At 31.9% G+C, this 26036-nt stretch carries 25 protein-coding genes and 1 pseudogene; 19 read left to right on the forward strand and 7 right to left on the reverse strand.

What is annotated here, in order from left to right:
• Nucleotides 1-121: 121 nt before the first annotated feature.
• The 4 genes from NRK67_10125 to NRK67_10140 all read right to left on the reverse strand — a co-directional run bounded on the left by NRK67_10125 (nt 122) and on the right by NRK67_10140 (nt 4409).
• Nucleotides 122-1789 (reverse strand): glycoside hydrolase, encoded by a 1668-nt coding sequence (locus tag NRK67_10125; protein ID UUV19760.1) that lies wholly within the window; start codon nt 1787-1789, stop codon nt 122-124.
• 22 nt (nt 1790-1811) lie between these two features.
• On the reverse strand, nt 1812-2354 hold the full coding sequence (locus NRK67_10130; protein UUV19761.1) for a hypothetical protein: 543 nt from the start codon (nt 2352-2354) through the stop codon (nt 1812-1814).
• Nucleotides 2355-2419: 65 nt separating this feature from the next.
• Nucleotides 2420-3754 (reverse strand): HAMP domain-containing histidine kinase, encoded by a 1335-nt coding sequence (locus NRK67_10135; GenBank protein ID UUV19762.1) that lies wholly within the window; start codon nt 3752-3754, stop codon nt 2420-2422.
• Nucleotides 3738-4409 carry a response regulator transcription factor gene (locus tag NRK67_10140; protein ID UUV19763.1) on the reverse strand — a complete coding sequence of 224 codons (672 nt, stop codon included), beginning with the start codon at nt 4407-4409 and terminating at the stop codon, nt 3738-3740. Before NRK67_10140 ends, NRK67_10135 begins: the two co-directional genes overlap by 17 nt.
• Nucleotides 4410-4548: 139 nt before the next feature.
• Between NRK67_10140 and NRK67_10145 the strand changes: the two genes are divergently transcribed.
• The 11 genes and pseudogenes from NRK67_10145 to NRK67_10195 all read left to right on the forward strand — a co-directional run bounded on the left by NRK67_10145 (nt 4549) and on the right by NRK67_10195 (nt 15266).
• The gene (locus NRK67_10145; protein UUV19764.1) at nt 4549-4896 is read left to right on the forward strand and encodes a hypothetical protein; all 348 of its coding nucleotides are present in this window, start codon (nt 4549-4551) and stop codon (nt 4894-4896) included.
• A 412-nt stretch (nt 4897-5308) separates the two neighbouring features.
• Nucleotides 5309-7357: an ATP-dependent DNA helicase RecG gene (gene recG, locus NRK67_10150; protein UUV19765.1), complete on the forward strand. Its 2049-nt coding sequence runs from the start codon at nt 5309-5311 to the stop codon at nt 7355-7357.
• Between the two features lie 10 nt (nt 7358-7367).
• Nucleotides 7368-8072: a serine/threonine protein phosphatase gene (locus NRK67_10155; protein ID UUV19766.1), complete on the forward strand. Its 705-nt coding sequence runs from the start codon at nt 7368-7370 to the stop codon at nt 8070-8072.
• A gap of 109 nt (nt 8073-8181) precedes the next feature.
• A complete protein-coding gene (locus NRK67_10160) occupies nt 8182-9687 on the forward strand; it encodes a glutathione ABC transporter substrate-binding protein (protein ID UUV19767.1) in 1506 nt (501 codons plus the stop codon).
• Between the two features lie 24 nt (nt 9688-9711).
• The gene (locus NRK67_10165; GenBank protein ID UUV19768.1) at nt 9712-10476 is read left to right on the forward strand and encodes a DUF4344 domain-containing metallopeptidase; all 765 of its coding nucleotides are present in this window, start codon (nt 9712-9714) and stop codon (nt 10474-10476) included.
• Between the two features lie 380 nt (nt 10477-10856).
• Nucleotides 10857-11414, forward strand: a complete 558-nt coding sequence (locus tag NRK67_10170; GenBank protein UUV19769.1) for a phaC PHA synthase — start codon at nt 10857-10859, stop codon at nt 11412-11414.
• 187 nt (nt 11415-11601) lie between these two features.
• Nucleotides 11602-11757: a hypothetical protein gene (locus NRK67_10175; protein UUV19770.1), complete on the forward strand. Its 156-nt coding sequence runs from the start codon at nt 11602-11604 to the stop codon at nt 11755-11757.
• Nucleotides 11758-11790: 33 nt separating this feature from the next.
• Nucleotides 11791-12240: pseudogene (locus NRK67_10180) on the forward strand (porin family protein).
• A gap of 383 nt (nt 12241-12623) precedes the next feature.
• The gene (locus NRK67_10185; GenBank protein UUV19771.1) at nt 12624-13532 is read left to right on the forward strand and encodes a VirK/YbjX family protein; all 909 of its coding nucleotides are present in this window, start codon (nt 12624-12626) and stop codon (nt 13530-13532) included.
• 72 nt (nt 13533-13604) lie between these two features.
• Complete coding sequence (locus NRK67_10190) at nt 13605-14153, forward strand: hypothetical protein (protein UUV19772.1); 549 nt, start codon at nt 13605-13607, stop codon at nt 14151-14153.
• 156 nt (nt 14154-14309) lie between these two features.
• Nucleotides 14310-15266, forward strand: coding sequence for an outer membrane beta-barrel protein (locus tag NRK67_10195; protein ID UUV19773.1), 957 nt, complete (start codon nt 14310-14312; stop codon nt 15264-15266).
• A 61-nt stretch (nt 15267-15327) separates the two neighbouring features.
• On the opposite strand, the gene NRK67_10200 is transcribed toward NRK67_10195, so the two are convergent.
• Nucleotides 15328-16140, reverse strand: coding sequence for a MerR family transcriptional regulator (locus NRK67_10200; protein UUV19774.1), 813 nt, complete (start codon nt 16138-16140; stop codon nt 15328-15330).
• A 299-nt stretch (nt 16141-16439) separates the two neighbouring features.
• On the opposite strand from NRK67_10200, the gene NRK67_10205 reads away from it, so the two are divergent.
• The 4 genes from NRK67_10205 (at nt 16440) to NRK67_10220 (ending at nt 21877) form a co-directional block, all read left to right on the forward strand.
• On the forward strand, nt 16440-18161 hold the full coding sequence (locus tag NRK67_10205; GenBank protein UUV19775.1) for a proline--tRNA ligase: 1722 nt from the start codon (nt 16440-16442) through the stop codon (nt 18159-18161).
• A gap of 820 nt (nt 18162-18981) precedes the next feature.
• Complete coding sequence (brnQ, locus tag NRK67_10210; GenBank protein ID UUV19776.1) at nt 18982-20265, forward strand: branched-chain amino acid transport system II carrier protein; 1284 nt, start codon at nt 18982-18984, stop codon at nt 20263-20265.
• 121 nt (nt 20266-20386) lie between these two features.
• Nucleotides 20387-20962 (forward strand): porin family protein, encoded by a 576-nt coding sequence (locus NRK67_10215; GenBank protein UUV19777.1) that lies wholly within the window; start codon nt 20387-20389, stop codon nt 20960-20962.
• Between the two features lie 9 nt (nt 20963-20971).
• Nucleotides 20972-21877: a YdcF family protein gene (locus NRK67_10220; GenBank protein ID UUV19778.1), complete on the forward strand. Its 906-nt coding sequence runs from the start codon at nt 20972-20974 to the stop codon at nt 21875-21877.
• 47 nt (nt 21878-21924) lie between these two features.
• Here NRK67_10220 and NRK67_10225 read toward each other — a convergent pair whose 3' ends face one another.
• A complete protein-coding gene (locus tag NRK67_10225) occupies nt 21925-22611 on the reverse strand; it encodes a TIGR02206 family membrane protein (protein ID UUV19779.1) in 687 nt (228 codons plus the stop codon).
• Nucleotides 22612-23394 (reverse strand): ribonuclease H family protein, encoded by a 783-nt coding sequence (locus tag NRK67_10230; protein UUV19780.1) that lies wholly within the window; start codon nt 23392-23394, stop codon nt 22612-22614.
• A gap of 134 nt (nt 23395-23528) precedes the next feature.
• Here NRK67_10230 and NRK67_10235 point away from each other — a divergent pair, with 134 nt between their 5' ends.
• From NRK67_10235 to NRK67_10250, 4 genes are all read left to right on the forward strand, one after another.
• Nucleotides 23529-24230 carry a DUF547 domain-containing protein gene (locus NRK67_10235; protein UUV19781.1) on the forward strand — a complete coding sequence of 234 codons (702 nt, stop codon included), beginning with the start codon at nt 23529-23531 and terminating at the stop codon, nt 24228-24230.
• A 106-nt stretch (nt 24231-24336) separates the two neighbouring features.
• On the forward strand, nt 24337-24546 hold the full coding sequence (rpmE, locus tag NRK67_10240; GenBank protein ID UUV19782.1) for a 50S ribosomal protein L31: 210 nt from the start codon (nt 24337-24339) through the stop codon (nt 24544-24546).
• Between the two features lie 73 nt (nt 24547-24619).
• A complete protein-coding gene (gene upp / locus NRK67_10245; protein ID UUV19783.1) occupies nt 24620-25243 on the forward strand; it encodes a uracil phosphoribosyltransferase in 624 nt (207 codons plus the stop codon).
• 183 nt (nt 25244-25426) lie between these two features.
• Nucleotides 25427-26011 carry an NAD(P)H-dependent oxidoreductase gene (locus tag NRK67_10250; protein ID UUV19784.1) on the forward strand — a complete coding sequence of 195 codons (585 nt, stop codon included), beginning with the start codon at nt 25427-25429 and terminating at the stop codon, nt 26009-26011.
• Nucleotides 26012-26036 lie beyond the last annotated feature (25 nt).

A 26036-nucleotide genomic window follows, 5' to 3' on the forward strand; every position in this document is an offset into this window, starting at 1 on the left:
AACAGTATTAAAATTATTAGATAAATTTCTCCACCACCAAGTAAATCTTTTTGACACAATAGCTACCTCCTTTATAGATTATTTTAGATAAATGATACCTTTTTTAGATGGGAATGTCAACTTATTTAGGGCTATATTTCTCTTTTTTTCCAGTTTCATGATCTAAAATAATAAGGGATTGTTTTTTTATTTTTTCCCCATTATAAAATTTATCAGTGGTAGAATAATTCGTTATGATACTGTATCTCTTTCCAAATTCAGTTTTTTGGAGTGTGTTGTCACTAGATAGATATTTAAAATTAGTCATAGGTAGTTTTACCAAGATTTTATGCCATTTAGAGAAAAAAACTGCATGGGGAACTATATATTTTTTGTCCCTCTTCCAAATCCTTCTATCCAGATGATATAAAGGTGGGATATTATATGAAATTTCCATAAGGTAAGTGTTTTTTCTTTGACCTTTAAACTTTAAGCTTCCCATTGTCCAGTGGTGTGTTGTTATAATAGAATCATTGTAAACCAATTGGTATAAAGGAAGATTAAATTTATTATTAAAATAAATATAGGAATAGATATCTTTTAATGGAACCTCTTTTTCAAATAAAGCAGGAACTCCTCCAGTAGGAGAGTAATATTTTCCCAGATAATACTTTGAAGTTTTATTTTTACGGAGATCTTTGTCTCCCCATCCAAACAAAGGTCTTGTCATTCCGTGAGCAAAATCAATATATTTACTTGAAAATCCCATTCCATTTTCAGACCCTAAAACCATATTATAATTTTTAGAAATATAATTCATTTTTTTTATCCTAGCATTCATGTCATCTTTTTGTGTAGACATCCTGCTTGGAGTATAATCATTGTGAAATTCACCAGTAGCATCTACATCTAAAAACCATGAATTAATCTCCATACCATTGCTTAAAATTTTATCTATTCGATCTTTTATTAAGGGTATTGTGGTAGATGGATTTAATTTTCTACCTGTCTGCTGGAACCCCTTAATTTTTTTACCATTTTTGTCTGTAATAGTATCGTTGTTATAGGCATTTTGATTATTGAATTCAACTGTTGACCATGCTTTATCTCCAGGTTTGACAATTGTATGATATGAATCGTAGACACCTATCAGATACCCCATCTTATTTGCTCGCTTAACAACGTCAGGGTTACCAATAGTATAGAGGTCGTTATTGTCTCCCAGCCAAGCCTTGTCTATATTATTATTTTTAAGTTCCGTTAAAATATAGTTAGATACACCATCTCCAAAACTGTCCACGGGATTTAAATATTCTTTATATCTATTATAAAATTCATATTTATTTTTTAAAATTTTATCACTGTCAGTGAATTGTTTTGGATACTGGAGTAAGTTTTTTTGTTCCAAAGAATGATTTATCCCCTTTATAAAAATATTTGTATTGTAGCTATGGTATTGCTTTATTTCAGTTTTTAAATTATTTATAAACTCATCTTTTTCATCATAATTTTTTAGTCCGGAGTAGATTTTTATAGCAATATTATTCTCTTTAATCTTTAAATCTTTTTTAAAGGCCTGATATAGCCCTTTAGGATCTTTTACATTTTCTGGAGAGATCACTCCTAATCCCCATAGATAAAAATGAGAAGCCCCGTATAATTTTTTTATGTTAGGATTTATTTGTGCCTTTTCTTCCAATGTTTTAAATTTTTTATTTTTGATCAGTAAATTTCTATATGTAGCAGTGATCGCTTTGATATCTTTAGGCAATATATAAATACTAAAAGATATAGTTTTTGGAGCTTCCATAATAGGGAAGGTGTGGGTGAGGTTAAACTGTATATCCTGTAAATTTATAGGTATTATTAAAGATATTTCCAACTACTATCATAGCATTAAAATGTTTATATTCAGAACTGAAGAAAGCCATGGAAAACCTTTCACTAAAAATTTCTTCCCCCTTACTAATTAGATAGTTTTTCAACTTTTTATCCTTTGCAGGAATTCTTTGCCCTTGATATAGTGGTAAAATAAAATTTTCTACCCCTTTTGAAATCTGAGGAAAAGTTATTTTATCGTCTGTTTTAGTAGCGGTAATAGAGATATCTAAACGATTTTTTATAACTTTGAAACTAAAATTTTTACTGTTTCTATAAAAACTAATCTTATTATTGTTTTTTAAAACATTAGTTGGTTCTAAGTTATTCTGAGCTATAGATAATACCTCACTATGGTTACCTTTGTTGACCATTATTTCTAGAGTATTAGTATCTATAAAATAAGACACCTCTCTATCAGAGTATATTTTGATACTCTCCCCAAAAGTTGTAAGTGCAGAAAACATCATAAATACAACTAACAATATTTTTTTCATCATATCGACCTCCCTTTTTTTTAAGAATACCAAAAAAAAGTGATGAAAAAGTGATATTGAACAAATTATATTTGCGTTAAATTTAATTTATATAAGACTCCGTTATTAAAATTTTCTATAGTGATATTTATTTTTGAATTGTCTAAAATATTTTTTATAATAGTGGTGCCTAATCCAGATCCATTTTTATTTTTTTCTCCTTTTTCTGTATAAAAAATATTCCATATTTTGTCTATATTCTTTATTTTTTCTCCATCGTTATAAAAATTTAAATATAATTTATTGTCTTCTATATTTAAGTAAATAAGTACATTCTTGTCAGCAAACTTAAATATATTTGAAAAAATATTGTCCAATGCAATCGCTAATTTTCTTTGATCCCCTTTTAAAATAAGGTTATTTTCTATTTTATTTATACAGTTTATATCCAAATATTTGTTTATATATTTTATCTCTAATTCTTTTATTATTTCTCCCAAATCGACTATTTCTTCTACACTGGCTTCTTCTAAGCTAGATATAGTTAGAAGGTTGTCGATTACTTTAGCACTGCTAAAACATTCTTCTATGATAGTTTCTAAATAAAAGTTATTTTTATGAGGGATTATATTATCTTTTACAGCAGAGGCATAGCTTCCGATTATAGCTAAAGGGGTTTTTAGTTGATGCCCTGCATTTCTTATAAACTCCTCTTTTTCTTCAATTTTTAAATTTAATTTATCAATGTTTGTCTTTAAATTAGCTCCTAAAATATTTATACTTTTTCCTAATCTATCAAACTCATCATTTGTTTTGATGTTATACTGGCTTTCAAATTTTAAATTTGAAAATTCTAGAGATATATCGTTTATTAAATAAAGTGGCCTTATCAACTTCCTCAAAATAAATACTAAGGTAATTACAGTTAAAATTGATAGAATAAAACTAAATATAAATAGTATATTTTTTAAATATGGAAAAAATTCATTAAACTCAATAAGGGGAGTGATTACTGCTATTATTTTATTATCTGTACTTTTAAAATAAAGGACAAGAGCACTGGCGTTTATCTTAGGCTGTCTATATTCAATTATTATCTTTTCCTTCTTTTCAAGTAGACCTCTATTAGCCTGTGTTAACCATATTTTAGTAAGGGGAAGTTTTTTATTATATACACCCCATCGTAGAGAATTATTAAATTCTTCTAAATCAGCATTGTTATCTAATTCTAAAATAATCACATTGTTATCTTCCTCTAATTTGTTATTTTTTTTATACGAATTATATGTATTTTCTAAAATTTTAGATTTATGTTTACGGTAACTGATCTGAATCATAGATGTATTGAGATAAAATAATAAGATAAAGTTTATGAGTAAAACAGTAAATACAGAGAATAAAATTTTATTTTTTAATTTCATTTTTTACCTCCAAATAGTATCCAACCTTTGATTTGGTCTTTATTCCGTCTATTCCTAGTTTTTTTCTAAGTGATTTAATGTGTGTATCAATGGTTCTAGTGTCTCCATAATAATCATATCCCCATATGATATTTAATAACTGCTCCCTGGAATAGATTTTATTTTTATTCTCGACTAAATGAAGGAAGAGTTTATATTCCTTTGGGGTTAAGTTTATGTGTTCTTTACCTTTAGATATTAGCTGCTTTTTTTTGTCGACAAGAAGTCCAAATATCTCAAATGTATCTTCACCGTATACTCTGGTTAAAATAGATTTTATTTTTGCTATGAGTATTTGAGGGTTGAATGGTTTTATTATATATTCATCTATGCCCAATTTGTAGCCCATTAACTGGTCTTTGTCATTTGAGTTAGCAGTTATCATAACAATAGGGATTTCACTAATTTTTTTTATTTCTGTGCATATATCAAATCCATTCTTCTTCCCTTCTATCATTAAATCTAATAGAATAAGAGATATATTTTTAGAAGTATAGTATTGACTCATAGCTTCTTCATAACTTTTAGCTTCTAAAACTTCAAATCCTTCACTTTCAAGGTAATCTTTTACTATTATCATTAATTTTAAATCATCTTCTACAATTAATATTTTCAAGTTTGCTCCTCCTAATTTATAGTTAATTTTATTATACCTAAAAAAAGTGATGAAAATATGATTAAATTAATTTTTGTTACTAATTCTAAAAAAAACTTTGTGGTATACTTAATAAAAAGAAATAAAATGGAGTGAAAATATGAAAAAAATATTAATATTATTGGCAGTTATAACTTTATTTGGATGCAGCGATAAAGGATCAGCCAAAAAAATAGAGTTTAGAAAGGAAATCATCTATACCCTTGATGGGGATAAGCCCTATACAGGTGAGGGAGTTCTATACTATGATGGAGATAATATAGAAAGCAGAGGTTATTCCAAAGACGGGAAACCAGATGGAGAGTGGATATATTATTTTTATAACGGGAAGGTAAAGAGAAAGGGGAGTTACCTGAACGGGAAGATGGAAGGTCACTGGATCTACTACTATCATAGTGGTGAAGTAGAGGGGGAAGTTGAATATAAAGATGGGAAGGAAATCAAGTAGTTTACTCTTTCTTGTCATTAGGATTTTATATAGTTTTTTCTCCCGATTGACGAGTACGAAAAAATTATATTTAGTAAATACGATTTTTACGATGTCAAGGGAGAGAGGGTAAAAACGACATTATAAAAATTATGTAAATGGGATATAAAAAGAAAAATTATAAAAATATTAAGCGACCTGCTAAGTAATGTTGCAATCGATTCTCTCACAACTCTTAAATTTATAGAATAAATTTTATAGAGTTATGGTGAAGACCCTTGCGGTCTGATTTTTTATAATTTTATTGAATATGGAATAATAATTTTTATATAGTCTTGAATTATTAGATACTTTTCTTCCACATCTTAATTTTTTCTAAATAGAAATAAATTGAGTACTGGTGGTTCGAAAAAAGTATCAAAAGGGGTATGATATGTACAAAAACTTATACAATAAAATAGAAAATTTAGATATTAAGGGTGTAGGTGAAAAAACTATAGTTGCCCTAAAAAATCTGGGAATAAATACCATCATGGATCTGATGTGTTTTTTCCCTCGAACCTATGAGGACAGGTCCAATATAAAGAAGATAGGTGAGATCAGGTCGGAAGAATACGTGGTGGTTATCGGGAGGATCATCTCGGTGGAAAATAGAAAAACTAAAACTCGTAAGACCATGACTGTGGCTCGTATTACTGACGGAACAGGGATGCTGGATATGGTTTGGTTCCAGATGCCGTATCTAAAGAAAAGCCTTCAGGTAGGAGAGGAATATGTATTTATCGGCAATGTAAAAAGGGGATATAACTTTCAGATTATGGGTCCGGAATACAGAAAATATAGTGGTAAATTAAGTGAGGAGATAAAACCTATCTACAGCAGCAATAGAAACTTATCTCAAAATGGACTCCGAAAAATAATAAGGAGTACAATAAAAAAGTATATCCCCCTTATGGAGGAAAATATCCCTAAAGAGATACTCCAAAAATATAAATTGATAGGTAGGAGGGAAGCAATCCTAAAAATTCATCTGCCAAAAACCTTAAGGGAAATAGAGGAAGCTAAGAGCAGAATGGCTGTAGAGGAACTCCTGATATTGGAATTAGGAATATTATCTAAAAGGTTTCAATTGGATGCCGATAACAGTTCTAAATACAAGTTAAATGATGACAGACATATGGTGAAAAAATACCTAAACAGCCTGGGATTTGACCTTACCAGGGCGCAAAAAAAAGTGATCACAGAGATATATAAAGATCTGGCAGGTGGAAAGATTGTAAACAGGCTTATCCAGGGTGATGTTGGATCTGGGAAAACTATTGTAGCTGTTTTAATGCTCTTATACCTTGTGGAGAATTCCTACCAGGGGGTAATTATGGCTCCTACAGAGATTCTGGCTGTCCAGCATTATCTGTCAGTGGTAGATGACTTGGCTGAATTAGGAGTGAGGGTAGAGATCCTGACCGGTAGTATCAAGGGGAAAAAAAGGGAAAAACTCCTATCTGAGATAAGGGAGGGAGTCATCGATATAGTGGTGGGAACCCATGCCCTTATAGAAGATCATGTGGAGTTTCATAAATTGGGATTGATTGTAGTAGATGAACAGCACAGGTTTGGAGTGGAGCAGCGGAAAAAATTGAGAGATAAGGGTGAGATAGCTAATCTTCTAGTCATGAGTGCTACTCCTATTCCAAGATCATTGGCTCTCAGTATCTATGGGGATCTGGATGTTTCCATCATAGATGAACTGCCTCCAGGGAGAACTCCTATAAAGACCAAGTGGATAGAGTCGGATAATGATCTGGAAAAAGCCTATGAGTTTATCAGAAAACAATTGGTTAAGGGAAGACAGGCATATGTTGTAGCACCCCTTATTGAGGAAAGTGAAAAACTGGCTGTGACCTCTGCTACAGAACTCTATGAGGATATGGTCAGAAGATTTTCTGAGTTTGAGATAGGACTCCTCCATGGGAGGATGAAAAATGGAGAAAAGGAAGAGATTATGGCTAAGTTTAAGAAAAATAAGATCCAGATATTGGTGTCTACTACAGTTATAGAGGTAGGAGTGAATGTTCCTAATGCTACTATTATGATGATAACCAATGCCAACAGGTTCGGGCTGGCAGGATTGCACCAGCTTCGTGGAAGGGTAGGAAGGGGAGAACATAGATCCTACTGTTTTTTAATAGCCAAAACAGATAATGATACCTCTAAATCCAGATTAAAGGTTATGGAATCAACTACAGATGGTTTTTTAATAGCCGAGGAAGATCTAAAACTCCGTAAACCAGGGGAGATATTCGGGACACGTCAGAGCGGGATCTCAGATCTAAAATTTGTAGATATAGTTCACGATGTAAAAACCATAAAGTTAGTCAGGGATATCTCCATAGAGTATCTAAAAAAATACAGTGGAGAGATACAGGAAAATACATTGAGAATTGATATAGTGGAAAAATTCAAAGTGGATGAGATAAAATAGGAGTGGATTTATGAATATAGTGAAGTTGAATATGGAAGATTATGACAAGGTATGGATTATAAGTGACATCCATGGATATCATAATGTATTCTTAAAATTAATGGATAAGATAAAATTGACAGCAAAGGATCTATTGATTATAAATGGTGATTCCTGCGATCGTGGGCCTTCAAGTTTAAAGATGTATGAAACAATAGAAGATTTGATCGAGAGGGGATTAAACATAATTCATACCTTTGGTAACCATGAGGATCTTATGGTCAATGCCATTGAAAAGGGTGAATTATTTGCCTGGTATAGAAATGGAGGGAGACAGACAGTTGATTCCTATAAGAAAAAATATGATATCTTGAATAAACACTTAAAATATATAAAGAATATGCCCATAGCAGTTGATCTGGGTAAATATTTTATAGTACATGGAGGGATAAATCCAGAAAAAAGCATCGAAGATCAGACTCCCTATGAGATGACGTGGATAAGGGGAGATTTTATAGATTATCCCCTTTTAAAAACCGATAAAATTATAGTTTATGGGCATACTCCTAACTTAGATGGGAAGATCCACTTTGTCAGTGATCAAAAGATATCTATAGACTGCGGGAGTTACGACACCGGAGTTGTAGGAGCTATTGAGCTGAAAAGTATGGAGATTATATATGAAAGCACAGACAGATTAAATATATATTTGAATCAGCACTTTAAAAAAAGATAGAGTTGGACTTTGGTTAATACTATGAAAATATCGAGGAATTAAACTTGCTAATACTCCAATATAAAAGTAATATCATAAGGATATTATTTTGTATTTAGGAGGAGAGAGTATGAAAAAGTTAATATTTATAATACTGTCATTGCTGCTTTTAGCATGTGGAAAAGAAGAGGTATCTAAAAAAACTAGAGATACACTAGTGATTGCAGATTCGGCTAATCCAAAATCGTTGGATCCACACATGGGAAATGACGGGAGTTCTTTACGGATAAACAAGCAAATTTATTCAAGACTGGTAGAATCAACTGGAGACATGGAAATTATTCCTGGGTTGGCAGAAAGCTGGGAACAGATCAATCCAAAAACTGTAGAATTTAAATTGAGAAAGGGAGTTAAATTTCATAATGGAGAAGATTTTACAGCAGAGGATGTAAAGTATTCATTTGAAAGGATGCAGACTTCACCAAGGATAGCCTTTATCCTGCCACCATTGGAGGAGATCAAGGTTATAGATGATTACACTGTACAGATAGTTACAAAAACACCATTTGGTCCATTATTTGCTCACCTGTCCCACCCGGCTTTGGCTATTGTAAATAAAAAAGCCATAGAAAAATATGGAAAAGATTATGGACAGCATCCAGTGGGGACAGGGCCTTATAAATTTGAATCTTGGGACGCAGGGGATAAAGTTACTTTGGTTAGAAATGATGAATATTTTCTGACTCCTCCAACATTTAAGCACCTTGTAATGAGAAATATTGTGGAAGCTTCTAATAGGACCATTGGTCTGGAAACGAAGGAATTGGATATCGCTCTTTCTATTGGTGCTGTTGATATTGAAAATATAAAAAATAACAAAAATTTAAAGTTATTGGAAAAACCATCGATCTCATATTCATATATTGGTTTTAATAATGATAAAGAGGTCTTTAAAAATAAGGATTTAAGGCTGGCTATAAACTATGCTATAGACAAGCAAAGCATAGTGGACGTAGTATTAGATGGAGCAGGAAAGGTAGCGACCTCTCCACTTGCTCCAGGTGTTTTTGGATTTACAGATAAAACAAAGGCATATGAGTATAACCCGGAAAAGGCAAGGGAATATATGGTTAAAGCCGGGTATAAAGATGGGCTGACATTAACATTGACTATATATGAAGGAAATTCAAACAGCGATGTAGCTACTATTGTACAGGCTCAATTAAAAGAGATTGGTATAGATTTGATTATTCAATCTTATGAAACAGGAGCGTTTTTTACATACACTGCTGAAGGAAAACATGAGATGTTTTTAGGATCTTGGGGCTGTGTAACTGGTGATGCAGACTACGGATTGTATGCAGTTTATCACTCAACAGCAAAGGGAGCAGCAGGGAATAGAAGTTTTTATAGTAATCCTGAGGTAGATAAATTATTGGAGGAAGGGAAAATTTCTATAGACCCTGAGAGAAGAAAGAAAATATATGAAAAAGCTCAAGAGATTATCGTAGATGATGCAGCGGAAGTTATGTTATATAACAGAATTTTAAGTGTAGGAACTCAAAAAGATATTCAGGGGTTGAATCTACATCCGGTAACACTGCATGATTTTTATCCGGTTTCTATAGGAAAATAAAAGAGTAGTATTAAGGGAGAGAAAATGAAGAAAGTATTGGTATTATTTATGTTAAATATTCTAGTTGTTTTCGGTGAAGTCCAGGTAAAGTATTCCTCTTCATCTGAAAAGGAAGAGAAAGAAGTAAAGGAATGGATGGTAAAAAACAGGGTGATTGAAGATCTGACAGATACTGTAAATAAAGAGATAAAGATAGAAAAAGAACTAGTGGTAGCAGTAGGAGATGGAGATTCTGTACACTATAATCCTGAAAATCGTGAGATAGTTATAACTTATGATTTTATAATAGAAGTCAGGGAAAGGTTTAAAGGTGAATATAAGAAAGAATGGGAAATCTATGCAAAGGATGCAATAGAACATACTTTCTATCACGAATTAGGCCATGCTCTGGTAGATCTTTTAAATATACCTGTTCTGGGAAAAGAGGAAGATGCTGTAGATGATTTTGGGATAATTATGCTTATTTTGACAAAGGAAGATGGGGAAGAACGGGCTATCTCAGCAGCAGAACTTTTCTTTATGGAGGGGCTGGAAATAGAAGAATTTTCTTCTGAAGATTTAATGGATGAGCACAGTTTGGATGATCAGAGGGGATATAGGAGTCTTAATTTGGTATATGGAAGTAATCCAGAAAAATATAAGGATATAGCAGAAGACCTAAAGATGGATGAAGACAGACGGCTTATGGCTCAGGGGATCTTTGAACAGCAGACTATCAATTGGTTGAGGCTTTTAAAACCCTATTTGAAAGACGGTATTCTTTTAACAACATATAAAGAATTTCAATAAAACATAAGGACCTATGAAATAAAAAAAAGCGGCTTAATCTATAGATTAAGCCGCTTTTTTTTATTTCATAGACAAAATTTATTAGTAATAGAAAAAAACTTGAAGGTGGTATGAGACCAAGTTGTAGAATGTCTTTATAATAGAGATTATCAATAAATTGGAGGGGAAGAGATATGAAGAAAAAAATATTAGGAGTAAGGCTATTTTTAAGGATAAAAATGGAGATTAAGAAAAAATAGTATGAAAAAAATGATTTAGTCATAATAGATTAGGTCATTTTTTTTATAAAAATTATTAATAATAAAAAACTTGAACATGGTTTCGCACCATGTTTTAGAATAACTTATAGAAAAAAATAAAAAATATTTAGGAGGAAGAAAGTGAAAAAAATAAAAATTATATTAGGAATGCTATTTTTATTATCTAGTATGTCATTTGCAACAGGGTTACAATTGAATGTTGCAGGAAAAGGGATCCCGGCATCTCAAGAGGTAAATGGACTAAGGTTAAATCTGATTTATGGAAAAACAGAAGCTGTGAAAGGTGTAGATTTTAATTTAGTAGCTTTAGGAGATACTGATAATTTTAAAGGACTACAAATTGGGATGTTAGGAGCCAATAGAATAGAAAATACATTCAAAGGGGCAGGGATTGGCGTTGTTAATATTCATAAGGGAGATTCTACAGGACTTTTATGGGGACTTGTTAATGTATCAAAGGATGTAAAAGGTGTCCGGTATGGATTTGTTAACTATTCAAAAGGCAGATCAACAGTTGATCTGGGAACGGTTAATATTTCTCAAAGTTCAGCATTTCAAATGGGATTATTCAACAAGACAGATGACCTCACAGGGGTACAGTTAGGATTAATAAATATGGCTAAGACAGGATTTTTACCAATATTCCCATTCTTTAATATCGATGGAAGGATATTCTAGATACTTAAAAAATACCACTATATCTATAGTGGTATTTTTTTATTAAGGAATGGGAATAAGATACAGAGGTTGTATTGCTAAAAAAAACTTAAACTTTGATAAAAAACAAAAAAAGCTTGAAGCTGGTTTCACACCATGTTTTAGAATGGTTTATAGAAAAAAATAAAAGATATTTAGGAGGAAGAAGATGAAAAAAGTATTAATTGGATTAACAGCTTTAACAATGGCAACATCGGTAATGGCAGCAGGAAGAACAGTGGTAGAAACCAGAGTAGGTGGATCTTTTGCGGGAGCTTACAAATCACAAGGTGTTTCTTATGAAGGGAAAAGTGCAGATTTATAGGGAAGTAAAACTTCTGGATTAGGTTATGAATTAGCTATTGAAGGAATGCAGGAAGTAAAAGATAACGTATTCCTAGGATTAGGTGTAGCTTACCAAAGTCATGCTAAGAATAAATCTACATTACAAGGGAATTCTGTAGGGCCAACAGGTTATGAAAAAGCACAAATGTTTAAATCAGTACCTTTATACCTGACAGCTAAATATCAGTTTGATATGGGAACGGAAGTTAAGCCATTTGTAAAAGCTAATTTGGGATATTCATTCAATTTAAAAGGTGATGAAATAATGACTAAGAAAAATAGTGTAAGTAATGGATTATACTATTCAGTTGGTGCAGGAATAGACTACAATAATTTCGTATTGGACCTGTCTTACCAGGTAAACCAAGGTAAAATGAAAATAGAAGCAGAAGGAGTAAGTAAGAAATTAAAGGCAGACCATAGCAGGGTAACATTGGGACTTGGATATAGATTCGATTTATAAAAAATAAGAAAAAAAGGCTTATGCCTTTTTTTCTTATTTTGATTATAATTGTTTTCGTATTAAGTGTTATTGATTTTTTACAGTAAAACCAAAAAAATAAAAGACCTCCCAGCTGTAATAGTCGTACAGTCAAGAGGTCTTTATTTTATTATTTAAGGAAAGAAAGAAACGAAAAAATTATTATTCTCATTTGCTTCTATTAATTAGTCGGAGAAAGCAGGAAAAAAGTTTAAAATTTTTTTTAAAATAATAAAAAAAGCTTGAACGTGGTCTTAGACCATGAATTATTATAGGTTATATTAAAAACATCAGATGAGAAGGGTCTATAAATACAAAAGTTTATAAAATTAAATTTTACGGGGTAGAAAAGGAGAAGGATGTAGATGAAAAACATAAAATTTTACTATAAATTAATCAAACAGGGGAGTAAGAAGGGGCAGTTGAATACAAGGAAAAAGAAGATCAGGTTTTCCCTGAGAACTATGATTTTTTACCCGTGGATGACAGAACTGACAGATTTCATTAGGAATCATGACTACCTTTCAGCAAGGGTCTTTGAATATCCTATCTTAATGAGTAAGATCCATCGGCCGTACTTATCTAATTCTTTTAAGGTAGGGGAAAAAATAAAAACTATAAAGGACAGTTACAGATTTATAGATAAATATTTATCTCCTGGGATGAGGGAGAGGCTCTATACAGATGGAAAGATAAAAATTGGAGAGATCAGAGGCAACAAGGAGGAAGTGTTTGAAATAAATCTGGCCCTCTACCCCCACTATGACAAGGAAGGGGAATTCAATTTGATACTGACCAATTCAGATAAGGTTGTTCTTTCCACATTGACATTCAGTCTCCAGAAAGTTAAAGATGGGTTCAGAATATTTGTAGGGGGGCTCCAGGGAGCTGGTAGGAATGTAGATCACAATATAATAAAAGCTGCTACTAAAAGTATGTATGGAATTTTTCCAAAGAAAGTGGTCATGGAATCTCTTTATTTCCTGGAAAAAACATTGGATATGGAGATTGAAAAGGTTTGCGTGGGAAATGCCCAGCATGTCTATGGTGCAAAAAGATATAAAAGAAAAAGAACTATTCATTCCAGCTACGATGAATTCTGGGAGTCTTTAAACGGGAAGATTTTGAACTCAGGTCTATGGCTGCTGCCGAAAAAACTTGAAAGAAAGGATATCCTTGAAGTTGCCAGCAAGAAAAGGGGACAGTATAGGAAAAAATACAATTTATTGGATCAATTGGAAGGTTCTATTTTAAATACGGTTAAAGGTGTCTAAAAAAGCTTGAACTTGGGCTTAGCCCAAATGGTAATCTATGGTTATATTAATAAAATTTTGGAGGGAAAGAGGATGAAAGTAATGAAAAAAATTAGTATGTTATTGGTTGTCTTATCGATGGTTGTATTTACAGGGTGCAGTAATGTGGTGGCTACAAGGACTACCTTTGATGTGAAGAAAACAAAGTTAAGTGATGAGCAGATGTTGGATGTAGTGGAGAAAATACTGACTGAAGAGGGAATGAAGGTTGTCAGCCAGGAATCAACAGAAAAATATAAGGTAGTAAAAGCCGTAAAGGATATTGAGCCAGAATCAAATCAATCAGCTGCAGATCAGGCATTGACTATAGGTGTAGATTATTTATTAGGAAGGGATGTACTGACATTATTCTTCGTGTTAGATGATGATAAGATGTATCTGTACGGGACCCTTAAAAATGTAAAAAAGCAGCTGTTAGCTGGTGATGATGTAAGTTATAAAAATATGACTGAGGAGATGCATACTGAGCGTTCGCTGGATATAATGAATAAAATTGCAAAGAGAATCAAAGAGGATACTGGCTTATCCGGTAGAATATGGAATACCACAGGTAAGCTGGGATCGGAATATAAGATAAACTAAATATTATATAAAATTAAGGAAAACCTTTTTGAATGAGTAGAGATAGTATCTATTTATTTAAGAAGGTTTTTTTATTTGAAAAAACTTGAACATGGTGTTACACCATGAATTAGAATTTATTTATATCAATAAAATTTAATTTGGAGGAAAAAAGGAATGAAGAAGAAATTATTATTAATGAGTTTAATGACAGCGCTTTCTACAGGTGCTATGGCAATATCCGGGTCTTGGGGGATGTCCATGGAGGGAGAGAATAACTCAAATGCTTTCAACAACGGAGATATGATCTTACCGGCAATTACAGGTACATTATTCCCAATGGAGGACTCATCTTTTTATGTGGGGACTAAGATAACTACAAGGATTCATCTGAATAACTCAGCATTTTATAACGCAGATGACAGAAGTCTCAGCAAGGGAGACGGAAGGGATAGATATGAGATCTTCACAGGGTATACCTGGACTGAGGGCAATTTCTCATTTATGCCAAAGATCGCCTACAGATATGAAAACTATAAGTTTAAACAATCCAAAGACCAGATGCACTTTGTCAGAATCAATCCCAATATGAAATACACTGTAAATGAGGATGTAACTGTTTATTTCAAAGGGTTGATCAACCCTGGAACAAAAAAAGGGGATGCTTATGACTGGACTAATCTAGATGGAACTAAGACAGGACATAAAGACAGTTATAAACATAAGAGTTTTTCCTATGAGGCAGAGTTAGGAGCTAAGTATAAGCTGGCGGATAACCAGGATGTAGCTTTTGGTGTTTATAATGAAAGAGAGATTGAGAAAGATAAGTTTGAAAGAAATATCTGGGAAGCCAGAGCATATTATGACTATAAATTTGAAAATGGTGTAAAAGCAGGACCATATGCAAGATTCTGTCTTTCCAGAAATGATAAAGGAAACGGGGATAATAAATTTGATAAGTACAGCAATAAAAGAAACAGATACGGAATAAAGGCAGACTTCCCAGTATCAGAAACGTTTGCTATGTACTCAGAAGTTTACTACCAAGTGCATAAAAATGCAGGGATAAAAAAAGGAAATAGTGTAACCAATGACAGGTTATTCTATAAGTTAGGATTTACACAAAAATTCTAAAATAAAAAAATTTAAAGGTAAAATAGATCTAAAAAAGGAGGGGTCCCCTCCTTTTTTAGATCTATTTTATAGGTATCTGGATCTCAAAGATCCAGTCTTTATCTGACTTTGCTGTAATGGTACTGGAAATAGAGATCAGGTAGACAGGGCCATTTTGTTCTAAACCTTGTTCTTTTAGGAGTGACAGTTCGTGAATGATGTTTTCTTCTATAGTTTTAAGAAGATCTTTCTCATCTTTCATATTAGCTTTAAACTGTACACAAAAATATCTTCCCTCAGACATTATATTTGTTTCCTCACTTTTTATATTCTCAACGGGGAATAAAAAATAGTTGTCAGCCCAAAGTTTATTTTCTTTGAAAGTAAAAGTGAGACCTGAAGTATTTAAAAATTGTCTAACCAATTGAGGAGACTCAATTTCCATAATTTTTTTCTGACTGAGGTTGTCTAGGCTCATATCTAATTTAAGGGAGACTATATTTCGCTTTTGCAGTGTTTTGATGATAGGTTTTTCTAAAAGGTTATTTTCAGCATCTATAGTTTCAACAATACTGTTTAAAATATTTAAATAGCCATGGATAGACTGAATCTGATCCTCTAGTATATTCATTCTGCCTAATAAAAAGTTCTTTGTAGAAGAATTTACAGGACATTCTTCCTTGAGTTTTAAAAATTCAGTGGTTTCTTTTGTAGATAGTCCAGAGGCTTTGAGGCATTGAATCAAGTAAAAGAAATGAAGCTGGGTATCGGAATAATATCTCCTTTTAGATTCCGGGTCGGTATATTCAGGGATTAAAAGTTTTTTCTTTTCATAGTATCGTAAAGTATCTAAAGTAACATTGTATTTTTTTATTAATTCTCCTCTGGAAATCATAATATACACTCCTTTAAAATATATTTAATAATTATGATTATAACAAAGAAAAAAGGAAAACAAAAGTAATCTGATTGAAAATTTTTTAATAGAAGAATTTGGTTATAGTAATAGAAATAAAATGGCATAAACTTTAGAAATTTTTCACAAATTCATTTTATATCAATAAAAATTTTGATAAACCAAAACAAACTTGATATAATGATAGATAAGAAAAATTACAGGATAAAATAATTTATTAATTTAAAATTATTGATGAAGGATAGACTTTCATCAAAATATTAGGAGGATTAGATCATATGAGATTCAGTAAGATGTATGCAAAAACACTGAAAGAAACACCAAAAGATGCTGAGGTAGTCAGTCATCAATTGATGTTAAGATCAGGAATGATAAAAAAATTAGCAAGTGGGGTTTATACATACCTTCCTTTAGGGTATAAAGCATTAAAAAAAGTAGAAAAAATAACTAGAGAAGAGATGGATAGAGCAGGTTCTCAAGAATTATTTATGCCAGTATTACAACCAGCGGAACTATGGAAAGAAACTGGAAGATGGGAAGTAATGGGACCAGAAATGATGAGACTTAAAGACAGACATGACAGAGACTTTATATTAGGACCTACTCATGAAGAGGTAATCACAGACATAATTAGAAACGATATATCATCATATAAATCTTTACCACTTAGTCTTTACCAAATCCAGACTAAATTTAGAGATGAAAGAAGACCTAGATTCGGACTTATGAGAGGAAGAGAATTCTTAATGAAGGATGCTTACTCATTTCATGCAACTGATGAATCTTTAGATGATGAATTTGAAAATATGAAGGCTGCATATACTAGAGTTTTTGAAAGATGTGGACTTAAATTTAGATCTGTAGAAGCAGATTCAGGAGCTATCGGAGGAAGCGGATCACAAGAATTTCATGTGTTAGCTGAATCTGGTGAAGATGAAATAATCTTCTGTAATACTTGTGATTATGCAGCTAACCTTGAGAAAGCAGAAAGTGTTATAAAAGAAGAAATAGTACAAACTAAAGAGGAATTAGCAGAGGTAGAATTAAGAGATACTCCTAATGTTGCCAAGATAGACGACGTTTGTGAATATTTTGGAATTCCTGCTTCTAAAACTGTAAAAGCTATCACTTATATGGATACTTTATCATTAAAAGTGTACATGGTTTTACAAAGAGGAGACTATGAGATAAACGAAGTTAAACTTAAGAATTTAGTAAATGAAACTGACCTAGTTATGTTAAGTGACGCTGATCTTGTTGCTCATAACTTAATAAAAGGTTATATGGGACCATATAATGTTGAATTAGGTGATATAACACTTGTTGCAGATGAGAGTGTAACTAAGATAATAAACCATACTGCTGGTGGAAATAAAGTGGATACACACTATATGAACGTAAACTATGGTAGAGACTATACAGCTCATATTGTAGGAGATGTTAGAAGCGTAAAAGCTGGTGAAGGATGTCCTAGATGTAGCGGGGGAGAATTAGAAAGTGCCAGAGGAATAGAAGCTGGTCACGTATTCAAACTTGGAAAGAAGTATTCTGAAAGTATGGGAGCTACATTTTTAGATGAAAATGGAAAGACAAATACAATGACTATGGGATGTTATGGTATCGGAGTTTCTAGAACTATGGCAGCTGCAATAGAGCAAAATAACGATGAGAATGGAATTATCTGGCCTATGTCAATAGCTCCTTACTTAGTAGATGTAATTCCTGCAAATATAAAAGATGCAGATCAATTAGGATTAGCAGAAAAATTATATGCTGAATTAACTGATAAAAATATCGATACTGTAATCGATGACAGAAAGGAAAGACCAGGATTTAAATTTAAAGATGCAGACTTAATCGGATTCCCAATTAAATTAATAGTTGGAAGAGGAGCTAAGGATGGATTAGTAGAAGTTAAGATTAGAAAAACTAACGAAGCTTTCGAAGTAAAAGCAGAAGAAGTAATTTCATTCATTGAAGAAATAATAGCTAAAGGTTAAACAAATGAAAAAGGAACTCTGAGGAGTTCCTTTTTTCATAGATAGATAGTTTTAAAAATACATTAAATATACTAACAGAAATACAATAAATTTTTCATTTCTAACTTTTTACTCTAATACTTCTAAATTTCTAATTTCTAATTTCTAATAAAAATTTTGCCTTTTAAAATAATATCCAGCTCACAATTAGCTGGTTGTTATTTTAAATTTGAAACCAATAACCATTGTCTAAAAGGGGTTATTTTGAACCTTGAAACATAACGAATAACTCTCAACAGTTACCTGTTATTTGTTAATAAATCTTTTTTCTTTTTTACTACAACTAGTTGGTTTATCATATTACTACTTACTACTTACTACTTACTACTTACTACTTACTACTTATTCTATTACCCTTGCTATTTTCAAAATACATTTTAACAAAAAAACTTTAACTTCTAATAATGATAATCCTAATGACCGACATTAACCAAAATTAAATTAACTTTTTGAAACTATCAACTATCTATCTTATTACAGTAATACACTAAAAAAAATGAAAAGTCAAATTTTTTTTATTTTTTTTTATAAAGTATCACTTATTTGATACTTTTTTAAAAAATATACTTTTTATGCTTGACTTTTTTTATTTCTTAGAATATAATCGGTTTGAAAAGGCACAAATGAACTAAAAAAAAACAGAAACAGGCAACTGTAGAACACAACATAAGTATATTAAACTTGGAGGTGAACCTTAAATAAAATTATCAAAATAAGATAAAACATCAGAAATAGATAATTATTTCGTCGGTTAATACTAAATTTAAGGATGGTGGATAAAATGAAAAAAAATAAATTAGATTGGTTAGTTATAGGGTTAGCATTATTTTCAATGTTTTTTGGAGCAGGAAATTTGATATTTCCTCCCAGTATAGGATTAGCTATGGGTGAAAATTGGTTAGTTTCAGCAATGGGATTTGCATTTACCGGTATAGGGCTTCCTGTATTAGGAGTGCTGACAATGAACAAGGTTGGAAGTTTTGAAAATTTTGCAGGGAAGGTATCAAAATCGTTTTTTACAATGTATTCATTACTTTTAATGGCATCAGTTGTATTTACAAATACACCAAGGACAGCAGCTACAGCATATGAATTAGGGCTGTTACCAAACCTTGGGAGTTTTCATATAAGCCCGATAATCATTTCAATAATATTCTTTGCAGTAACTCTATATATGTCATTGAATCCTTCTAGAGCGATAGATCAAGTAGGGAAGTTTCTTACTCCTACAATAGTTATTATTGTATTATCCATGATTGTTCTTGGTATAACGAATAAGGTTGCTGCTCCAGGGGCTTCCCATGTTCAGGTAAATTCATTTGGATTTGGATTTTCTCAAGGATATCAAACAATGGATGGTATCATGGCAGGGTTGTTCAGTATGGTTATATTAGCTAACTTGACTGCAAGGGGATATACTTCTAAAAATGAAAGAGCATCCCTTATAAAAAGAGCAAGTATCGTAACAGGTACAGGACTTTCTATAATATATCTTGGGTTATTTTATCTAGGAGCTACAGGAAATCAATATTTTCCAGCTGATATATCCAGACCGGAATTAGTATCAAATTTTGTAAATATATTCTTAGGACAGTATGGAAACTTAATATTTGGAATATGTGTAATAGCAGCATGTCTTTCAACAGCAGTTGCACTAACAATGGTTGTATCGGAGTTTTTCTCAAAAACATATAATATGGATTATAAAAAAGTAGCTGTAGTTTCTTGTGTACTGTCAGCATTTATGGCTAACTTTGGAGTGGATAAGATAGTTGTGATAGCATCTCCAATCTTGGGAATACTTTATCCAATAACAATAGTTTTGATATTCTTAGGAATATTAGGAATTAATTCTATAGCAATCAGACGTAGTTGTGTGGGAGTATCTGGAATCTTAGCTGTTTTACAAATAGTAGTAGATAATACACAAATCGGAGCAATAGAAAGTCTCTATAGAGCTATTCCGTTGTCTAGCCAGGGGTTTGTATGGGTAGTACCTACAGTAGCAGCAGGGCTTCTTACATATATATTGATGAAAGATACTAGAGAACTCGTAAGAGCATAAAAAAAAGAACCTTTGGGTTCTTTTTTTTATTTAGAGGAAAATCAGAATTATGTTAGAATAAATTGGATAGAAGTACATTTGTGGTAAAATATGAGACGTTTTAATAAAGTGAGGAGATATTATGAAGAAATTATACGTGTTGATGTTTTTTATATATTCTATTGTAAGTCTGGCAGAGGATACAGATAAGATAGAATTCAGGCTAGGAGGGAATTTAGCTGGGAAATACAAGGAGGTTAATGCAACTAATTTTAAGAATGATAGTGATCCCCAGGGGATAGGATATGAATTTATTGTAGAATTGGTTCATGAGCCCATCCCGAATTTGATAACTGGTTTAGGAACAGGCTATCAAAGGGAGAGTGAGATAAGGATAGAGGGGAAAAATTATGGAATAATCGATACTATACCTATCTATGCAACTGTAAAATATAGATTCAATGAAGAAGGAATATATAAACCATATATAAAATTAAATTTAGGTGCATCTATCCCTTATACTAGATCGGAGTTAGAGAGGACAGGTGTTACAGCAGAAACGGGGTTCTATTATTCCCTTGGAGGAGGAGTAGAGTATGAAAATATGATAATTGAACTCAGTTACCAGTATAATGGAAATAAATTGGATGGGGATTATGATGGTAAGGTAGAGTTTTCTAAGTTAACATTGGGTATAGGGTACAGGCTGGATATATAGGAGGCTGTTATGATAGATTATCGGTGTAAGATAGATAATATAGCAAATCTATATAAAATATATGACTATGAGATGTTTCTTTATCAATTGAGAGAAAAGATCCTGGACGAACAGTTTAGGGAAATATTCAATGAGATCAGGTGGGCAAGGGAGATTAGAAAGCTGGGATCACCTATTCCTAAAGAACTTCTCAATATGCTGGAGAAACTAAAGGAAAGGATAGTTAACTACTATATAGAATACCTGAAAACCAACAGGGAGATAAAAAAAATAGAAGATCCAGATCTGATTATTGGTCTGGGCTGCAGTAATGGACTGGGATTTTTGGATAAGAGGGTAGAGGTTTTAGGTGAGTTGGTGGGAAAATTCCCCAAAGCTAAAATACTACTCTCTGGTGGAGGAATGGGTGTTTTAAAGACCGAGGCCTTAGAGATGCTGGAGAAGTTGAAAAAAAATTATAAAGTTGATGAGAAATTTGTGATTTTGGAGGAGGATTCCTTGGATACCTTGGGAAATATTGTTTTTTCAAAACTTCTCTTAAAAAAAATGAATATATTATGTCATATAGAAAAAATAATTGTAGTGACATCTCCATTCCATGTGATCAGGGTTCATTCTTTATTCAGCAGAGTTTTTCCAAAGGAGGTTTCCTTTGAGATTAGAGGTCATGATTATTATTTAAATAAGGTTAGCAGTGATGCAACCACAAGAAAAATTGTTGAAAATGAGATAAAATCCCTCTATAGATCTGACAGGATATTTAATATAGTTAATTTGAAGGAGGAGAAAAAAACTGGTTTTGAAGTGGATGAAACCAGCCTTTTCTACCAAATGCTCCTATATCATGATCTTTACAGGAATAGAAGGGATATTTTGAGAAAATATTATGGATGTCTGGAGACTTATAAGATTTAAATTTTTTTCTCCGGGATAGATTTAGTTCAGAAAAAAAGCACTAAAAACTATTGAGTTTTTAGTGCTTTTTTTCTGAATGGCAGATACATCAGTGTGAATAAGATTATCATAACTATCTCTAAGGAGATTATATAATATGGCCAGGGGCCTAAAAAATCCATGGGACTTGAGATAGGTTTTTTCTTTAAAAACATATAGTTTGTATTGAGTAAAAAATTAAGTGGGAAAAGCACCAGCATTATTCCGTTTATATATATATATGATTTTTTTAAAGCGTCAAAAGTAATGGTAAAGTTAAAGTATTTTAAACTATAAAATACAGCAAAATAGATATAGTAATGTGTTACAAAAAAACTGATATTTGAGTAATTTGGAAAAGCGATCCTGATATCTGGTGTCATAATAGCTAAGATAGCTCCGATACTCCAAAAATATACGAGATTAAAGATCTTATTGGATCTGAATATCATCATAAAAGCTGCTAAAACCAGGGTGTAATTACACATATTAAATGGTAAAAGGTTGGTAACGGGCTCCTTAAAAACAATGTATCTATAGATCAATTCGATAGTTTTTTCTATTAAGATAAAATACCCGGAAATTTTGGCAAATTTATCTATATCAAGTTTAAATATTTTTGGAAGGTATAAAGCTAAAACAGCTAAGCCACCGTAACCAAAAATATAAAAAAAGTGTTCTATACTGAATAATGTAAATTCTCTGATTGTAATCACCTACCTATGAAATCCTAGATCTGAAGGGTTGATATCTCCAGATACATGGGCAATATTTCCTCCTGATTTTTCAAACTCTTTTCGAAGTTTTACTACTTTTTTAGCTAATTCGACAGTATCAGTACTTAAATTTTCTGCTTTTATTCGTCCCTTTGACCAATATTCTATGATTAACTTACTGTCTCCATAGATATTTTTTTTTCCCTCTTTTAGAGCAATATTTAGTGCTATATAACAACCTAAAAGTTCGCCAAAATTATTGGTACTCCCTGGTTTAGTAAGGTAGTTATCAAATTGATTGATCTTTTCCTGGGGGACAAAATGATGGAGGATGGAATTCCCGTATTTATCAGTTACTCTGACTTCGGTACCAATACCACGACCGGTTCCGGCATCAAAATATATTCCTGAAGGTAATTTTTCCTGAAGCATCTCTTTGGTTTCATAGATTCCTCCATTTGCTATCCATTTCTCAGCTTCCTTCCGACTTTTAAATGACTTATAACGGACGTTTCCGCCACGAGTGAGGGTCTTACATTCGTCCCAATCGTTGGTGATCACACCGGTATTTGAGTGGGTATAAAAACAGGCATAAAACTTATCCAGTTTTTTTTCATAATTTCCCCCTGCACCTAACCATTTTTTTGCCTCTAACTTGGTTACAAACCCCTTATATCTTGCTTTTTTCCCTTTGACCTTATTTTGGCATTCTGGCCAGGATGTCAGTATACCGGTTTCATTTATATTTTCAATTACATATGCATAAAATTTGTTTTTTGCCATTATTATCTCCTATTTTTAAATTTCTATTCTCAGTTATTATACCATTATATTGGAAAATCAAAAAAAATAAAATTAAAAAGGAAAATCAAAATATAGACAGAAAAAATAAAATAGGAAAATTTGGAGGTGGAAAGGTGAAAAAAATACTGATTTTATTTTTTATTGTAACAAGTCTGGCTATGGGAAATTATTTGGATACCTGGGATGAACTCCTTCAAAAATATACATCTGTTGGAGAAAAAGGTGGAACAAATTTGGTGGTGGTAGATTACAGGAGATTAAAGCAAGATATTAAGTTTGAAAAATTATTAGAAGAGGTAAGGGAGGTAGAAATTAAAAGAATAGAGGGCGATGAGCTGAAAGCATTTTGGATAAATGCCTATAATATAGGAGCAGTTAAAACCATAGTGGATAACTATCCCATAGAGGGGATCAAAGATGCCGGTTCATTATTTGGATCAGTTTGGAGTAAAGAGGTTATAGAGATAGGGAATAAGGTATATTCTCTGGGGGAGATAGAAAATGAAATTTTGAGAAAGACTGGAGATGAACTTATCCATTTTGCCATAGTATGTGCTTCGGTGTCATGCCCGGATCTAAAGAGGAGTGCCTATCGTGGTAGAGAGTTGGATAGACAGCTTTTGGAACAGAAACTAAAATTTTTAGAGGAAAAAAATAAGGGGGTTAATATAGTAGGAGATACCATATATATATCTAAACTTTTTAAATGGTATAGTGATGATTTTGGAAATATAAGGGAATATCTGGATATTTCTCCAGATAAAAAAATAAAATATCTGGACTATAATTGGGAATTAAATGGGTCAAGTCAATAAAAATTTGTCAAGTAGATTAAATTTACAAAAACACTTGAATTTATGTGGTTTTTCTGATATAATTACTCTCGTGAATAAAAAATTTTTATAAAGGAAGGTGACTAGAATGAAAAAAGGTATTCATCCTGATTATCACTTAATTAACGTTGAGTGTTCATGTGGAAACAAATTTGAAACTAGATCAACATATACAAAAGAAACTTTAAATGTAGCTGTTTGTTCTGAGTGTCATCCATTCTATACAGGTAAGGCGAAATTCGTTGATGCTGCTGGTAGAGTAGATAAGTTTAACAAAAGATACAACCTTAAGAAATAATAAAAGTAGGACTTTTTTTAAAGTCCTATTTTTTTAGGAAAAAATAAAGTAAAAAAAAATTAGGAGGAAAAAAATGTCAGTAATAGAAATTAATCACCCATTAGTACAACATAAATTAACTTTACTTAGAAATAAAGATGCAGAAACAAAATTGTTTAGAGAAACTTTAACGGAAATAACAGGGTTAATGACCTATGAAGCTACAAAGGACTTTAAATTAAAGGACGTAGATGTAGAAACTCCTATAATGAAGACAACAGCTAAAGTATTAGCTGATAAGGTAGCTGTAGTTCCTATCTTAAGAGCTGGATTAGGAATGGTAGAAGGTGTTACTACATTTATCCCAACAGCTAAAATAGGGCATATAGGAGTATACAGAGATGAAGAAACATTACAACCAGTATACTACTATTGTAAATTACCAGAAAATATAGCTGATATGAAAGTTTTATTAGTAGATCCTATGCTTGCAACTGGTGGATCAGCAATCTACTCAATTGATTATCTTAAAGAAGCAGGTGTAAAAGATATTTCATTTATGTGTATCATAGCAGCTCCTGAAGGGATTGCAAAAGTAATTGAAAAGCATCCTGACGTAGATATCTTTGTAGGGAAGATGGATCAGGGATTAGATGAAAATTCATATATCTATCCAGGATTAGGAGATTGTGGAGATAGAATATTTGGAACTAAGTAATGAAAATTTGTAATTAATAGAAAAATAAAATAACATAATTTCAAAAGGATTTCCCTTAAGGGGAGTCCTTTTTTTTTAGTTTTCATTATGAAAATTGAGAGATCTGTGTTATTCTTAATATTGTAACTATAACAATTCAACTATATATTATAACAAATTAAAAAAGAATAAAAGGGAGAATCAATGAAAGTATTGTATATAAAAGCCAGCCCAAAACCGAAAGATGAGTCGGTTTCCCATAGAATTGCTGAGGCATTTATAGATGAGTATAAAAAAAATAACTCAGAGGATGAAGTAACTGAATTAAACCTCCACGATGAGAGATGCCCCTATGTAGATTATAAGATCCTGTGTGATTCATTTGAAAGAAGGGGAGCTATGGTAGAAACAGCAAATAAATTTATTACATATGATAAATATATAATCAGTTCTCCCATGTGGAACCTTTCAATCCCAGCAATTTTAAAAGCCTATATAGATCTTATAACTGTAAAAGGAATTACTTTTAAATATAGCAGGCTAGGAATTCCCATAGGTCTTGCAAAGGGAAAAAAGGCTTTCTATTTAGGAGCTAGAGGAGGGGGATATCCATTTCCGCTTTCCTTGATTGCATTTGATATGAGGTATATAAAGTATATATTTAGATTTATAGGGATAAAAAACTTTAAAAGTTTCATCCTTGAAAATGTAGATAAATCTCCAGAAAAAACAAAACAAAATTTTGAAAGAAATCTAAAAAAAGTTAGGAAATTGGCAAGAAAATTTTAATTTAAAGAGAAATAGGACGGTAATA

Source organism: Fusobacteria bacterium ZRK30 (assembly GCA_024628785.1).
Taxonomy (GTDB): Bacteria; Fusobacteriota; Fusobacteriia; order Fusobacteriales; family Fusobacteriaceae; genus Psychrilyobacter.

Coding starts and splice junctions, on each gene's coding strand:
- NRK67_10125 (UUV19760.1), bottom strand. CDS start 1,789: ATGGAAGCTCCAAAAACTATATCTTTTAGTATTTATATATTGCCTAAA.
- NRK67_10130 (UUV19761.1), bottom strand. CDS start 2,354: ATGAAAAAAATATTGTTAGTTGTATTTATGATGTTTTCTGCACTTACA.
- NRK67_10135 (UUV19762.1), bottom strand. CDS start 3,754: ATGAAATTAAAAAATAAAATTTTATTCTCTGTATTTACTGTTTTACTC.
- NRK67_10145 (UUV19764.1), top strand. CDS start 4,549: ATGAAAAAAATATTAATATTATTGGCAGTTATAACTTTATTTGGATGC.
- recG (UUV19765.1), top strand. CDS start 5,309: ATGTACAAAAACTTATACAATAAAATAGAAAATTTAGATATTAAGGGT.
- NRK67_10155 (UUV19766.1), top strand. CDS start 7,368: ATGAATATAGTGAAGTTGAATATGGAAGATTATGACAAGGTATGGATT.
- NRK67_10160 (UUV19767.1), top strand. CDS start 8,182: ATGAAAAAGTTAATATTTATAATACTGTCATTGCTGCTTTTAGCATGT.
- NRK67_10165 (UUV19768.1), top strand. CDS start 9,712: ATGAAGAAAGTATTGGTATTATTTATGTTAAATATTCTAGTTGTTTTC.
- NRK67_10175 (UUV19770.1), top strand. CDS start 11,602: ATGAAAAAAGTATTAATTGGATTAACAGCTTTAACAATGGCAACATCG.
- NRK67_10185 (UUV19771.1), top strand. CDS start 12,624: ATGAAAAACATAAAATTTTACTATAAATTAATCAAACAGGGGAGTAAG.
- NRK67_10190 (UUV19772.1), top strand. CDS start 13,605: ATGAAAGTAATGAAAAAAATTAGTATGTTATTGGTTGTCTTATCGATG.
- NRK67_10195 (UUV19773.1), top strand. CDS start 14,310: ATGAAGAAGAAATTATTATTAATGAGTTTAATGACAGCGCTTTCTACA.
- NRK67_10200 (UUV19774.1), bottom strand. CDS start 16,140: ATGATTTCCAGAGGAGAATTAATAAAAAAATACAATGTTACTTTAGAT.
- NRK67_10205 (UUV19775.1), top strand. CDS start 16,440: ATGAGATTCAGTAAGATGTATGCAAAAACACTGAAAGAAACACCAAAA.
- brnQ (UUV19776.1), top strand. CDS start 18,982: ATGAAAAAAAATAAATTAGATTGGTTAGTTATAGGGTTAGCATTATTT.
- NRK67_10215 (UUV19777.1), top strand. CDS start 20,387: ATGAAGAAATTATACGTGTTGATGTTTTTTATATATTCTATTGTAAGT.
- NRK67_10220 (UUV19778.1), top strand. CDS start 20,972: ATGATAGATTATCGGTGTAAGATAGATAATATAGCAAATCTATATAAA.
- NRK67_10230 (UUV19780.1), bottom strand. CDS start 23,394: ATGGCAAAAAACAAATTTTATGCATATGTAATTGAAAATATAAATGAA.
- rpmE (UUV19782.1), top strand. CDS start 24,337: ATGAAAAAAGGTATTCATCCTGATTATCACTTAATTAACGTTGAGTGT.
- upp (UUV19783.1), top strand. CDS start 24,620: ATGTCAGTAATAGAAATTAATCACCCATTAGTACAACATAAATTAACT.
- NRK67_10250 (UUV19784.1), top strand. CDS start 25,427: ATGAAAGTATTGTATATAAAAGCCAGCCCAAAACCGAAAGATGAGTCG.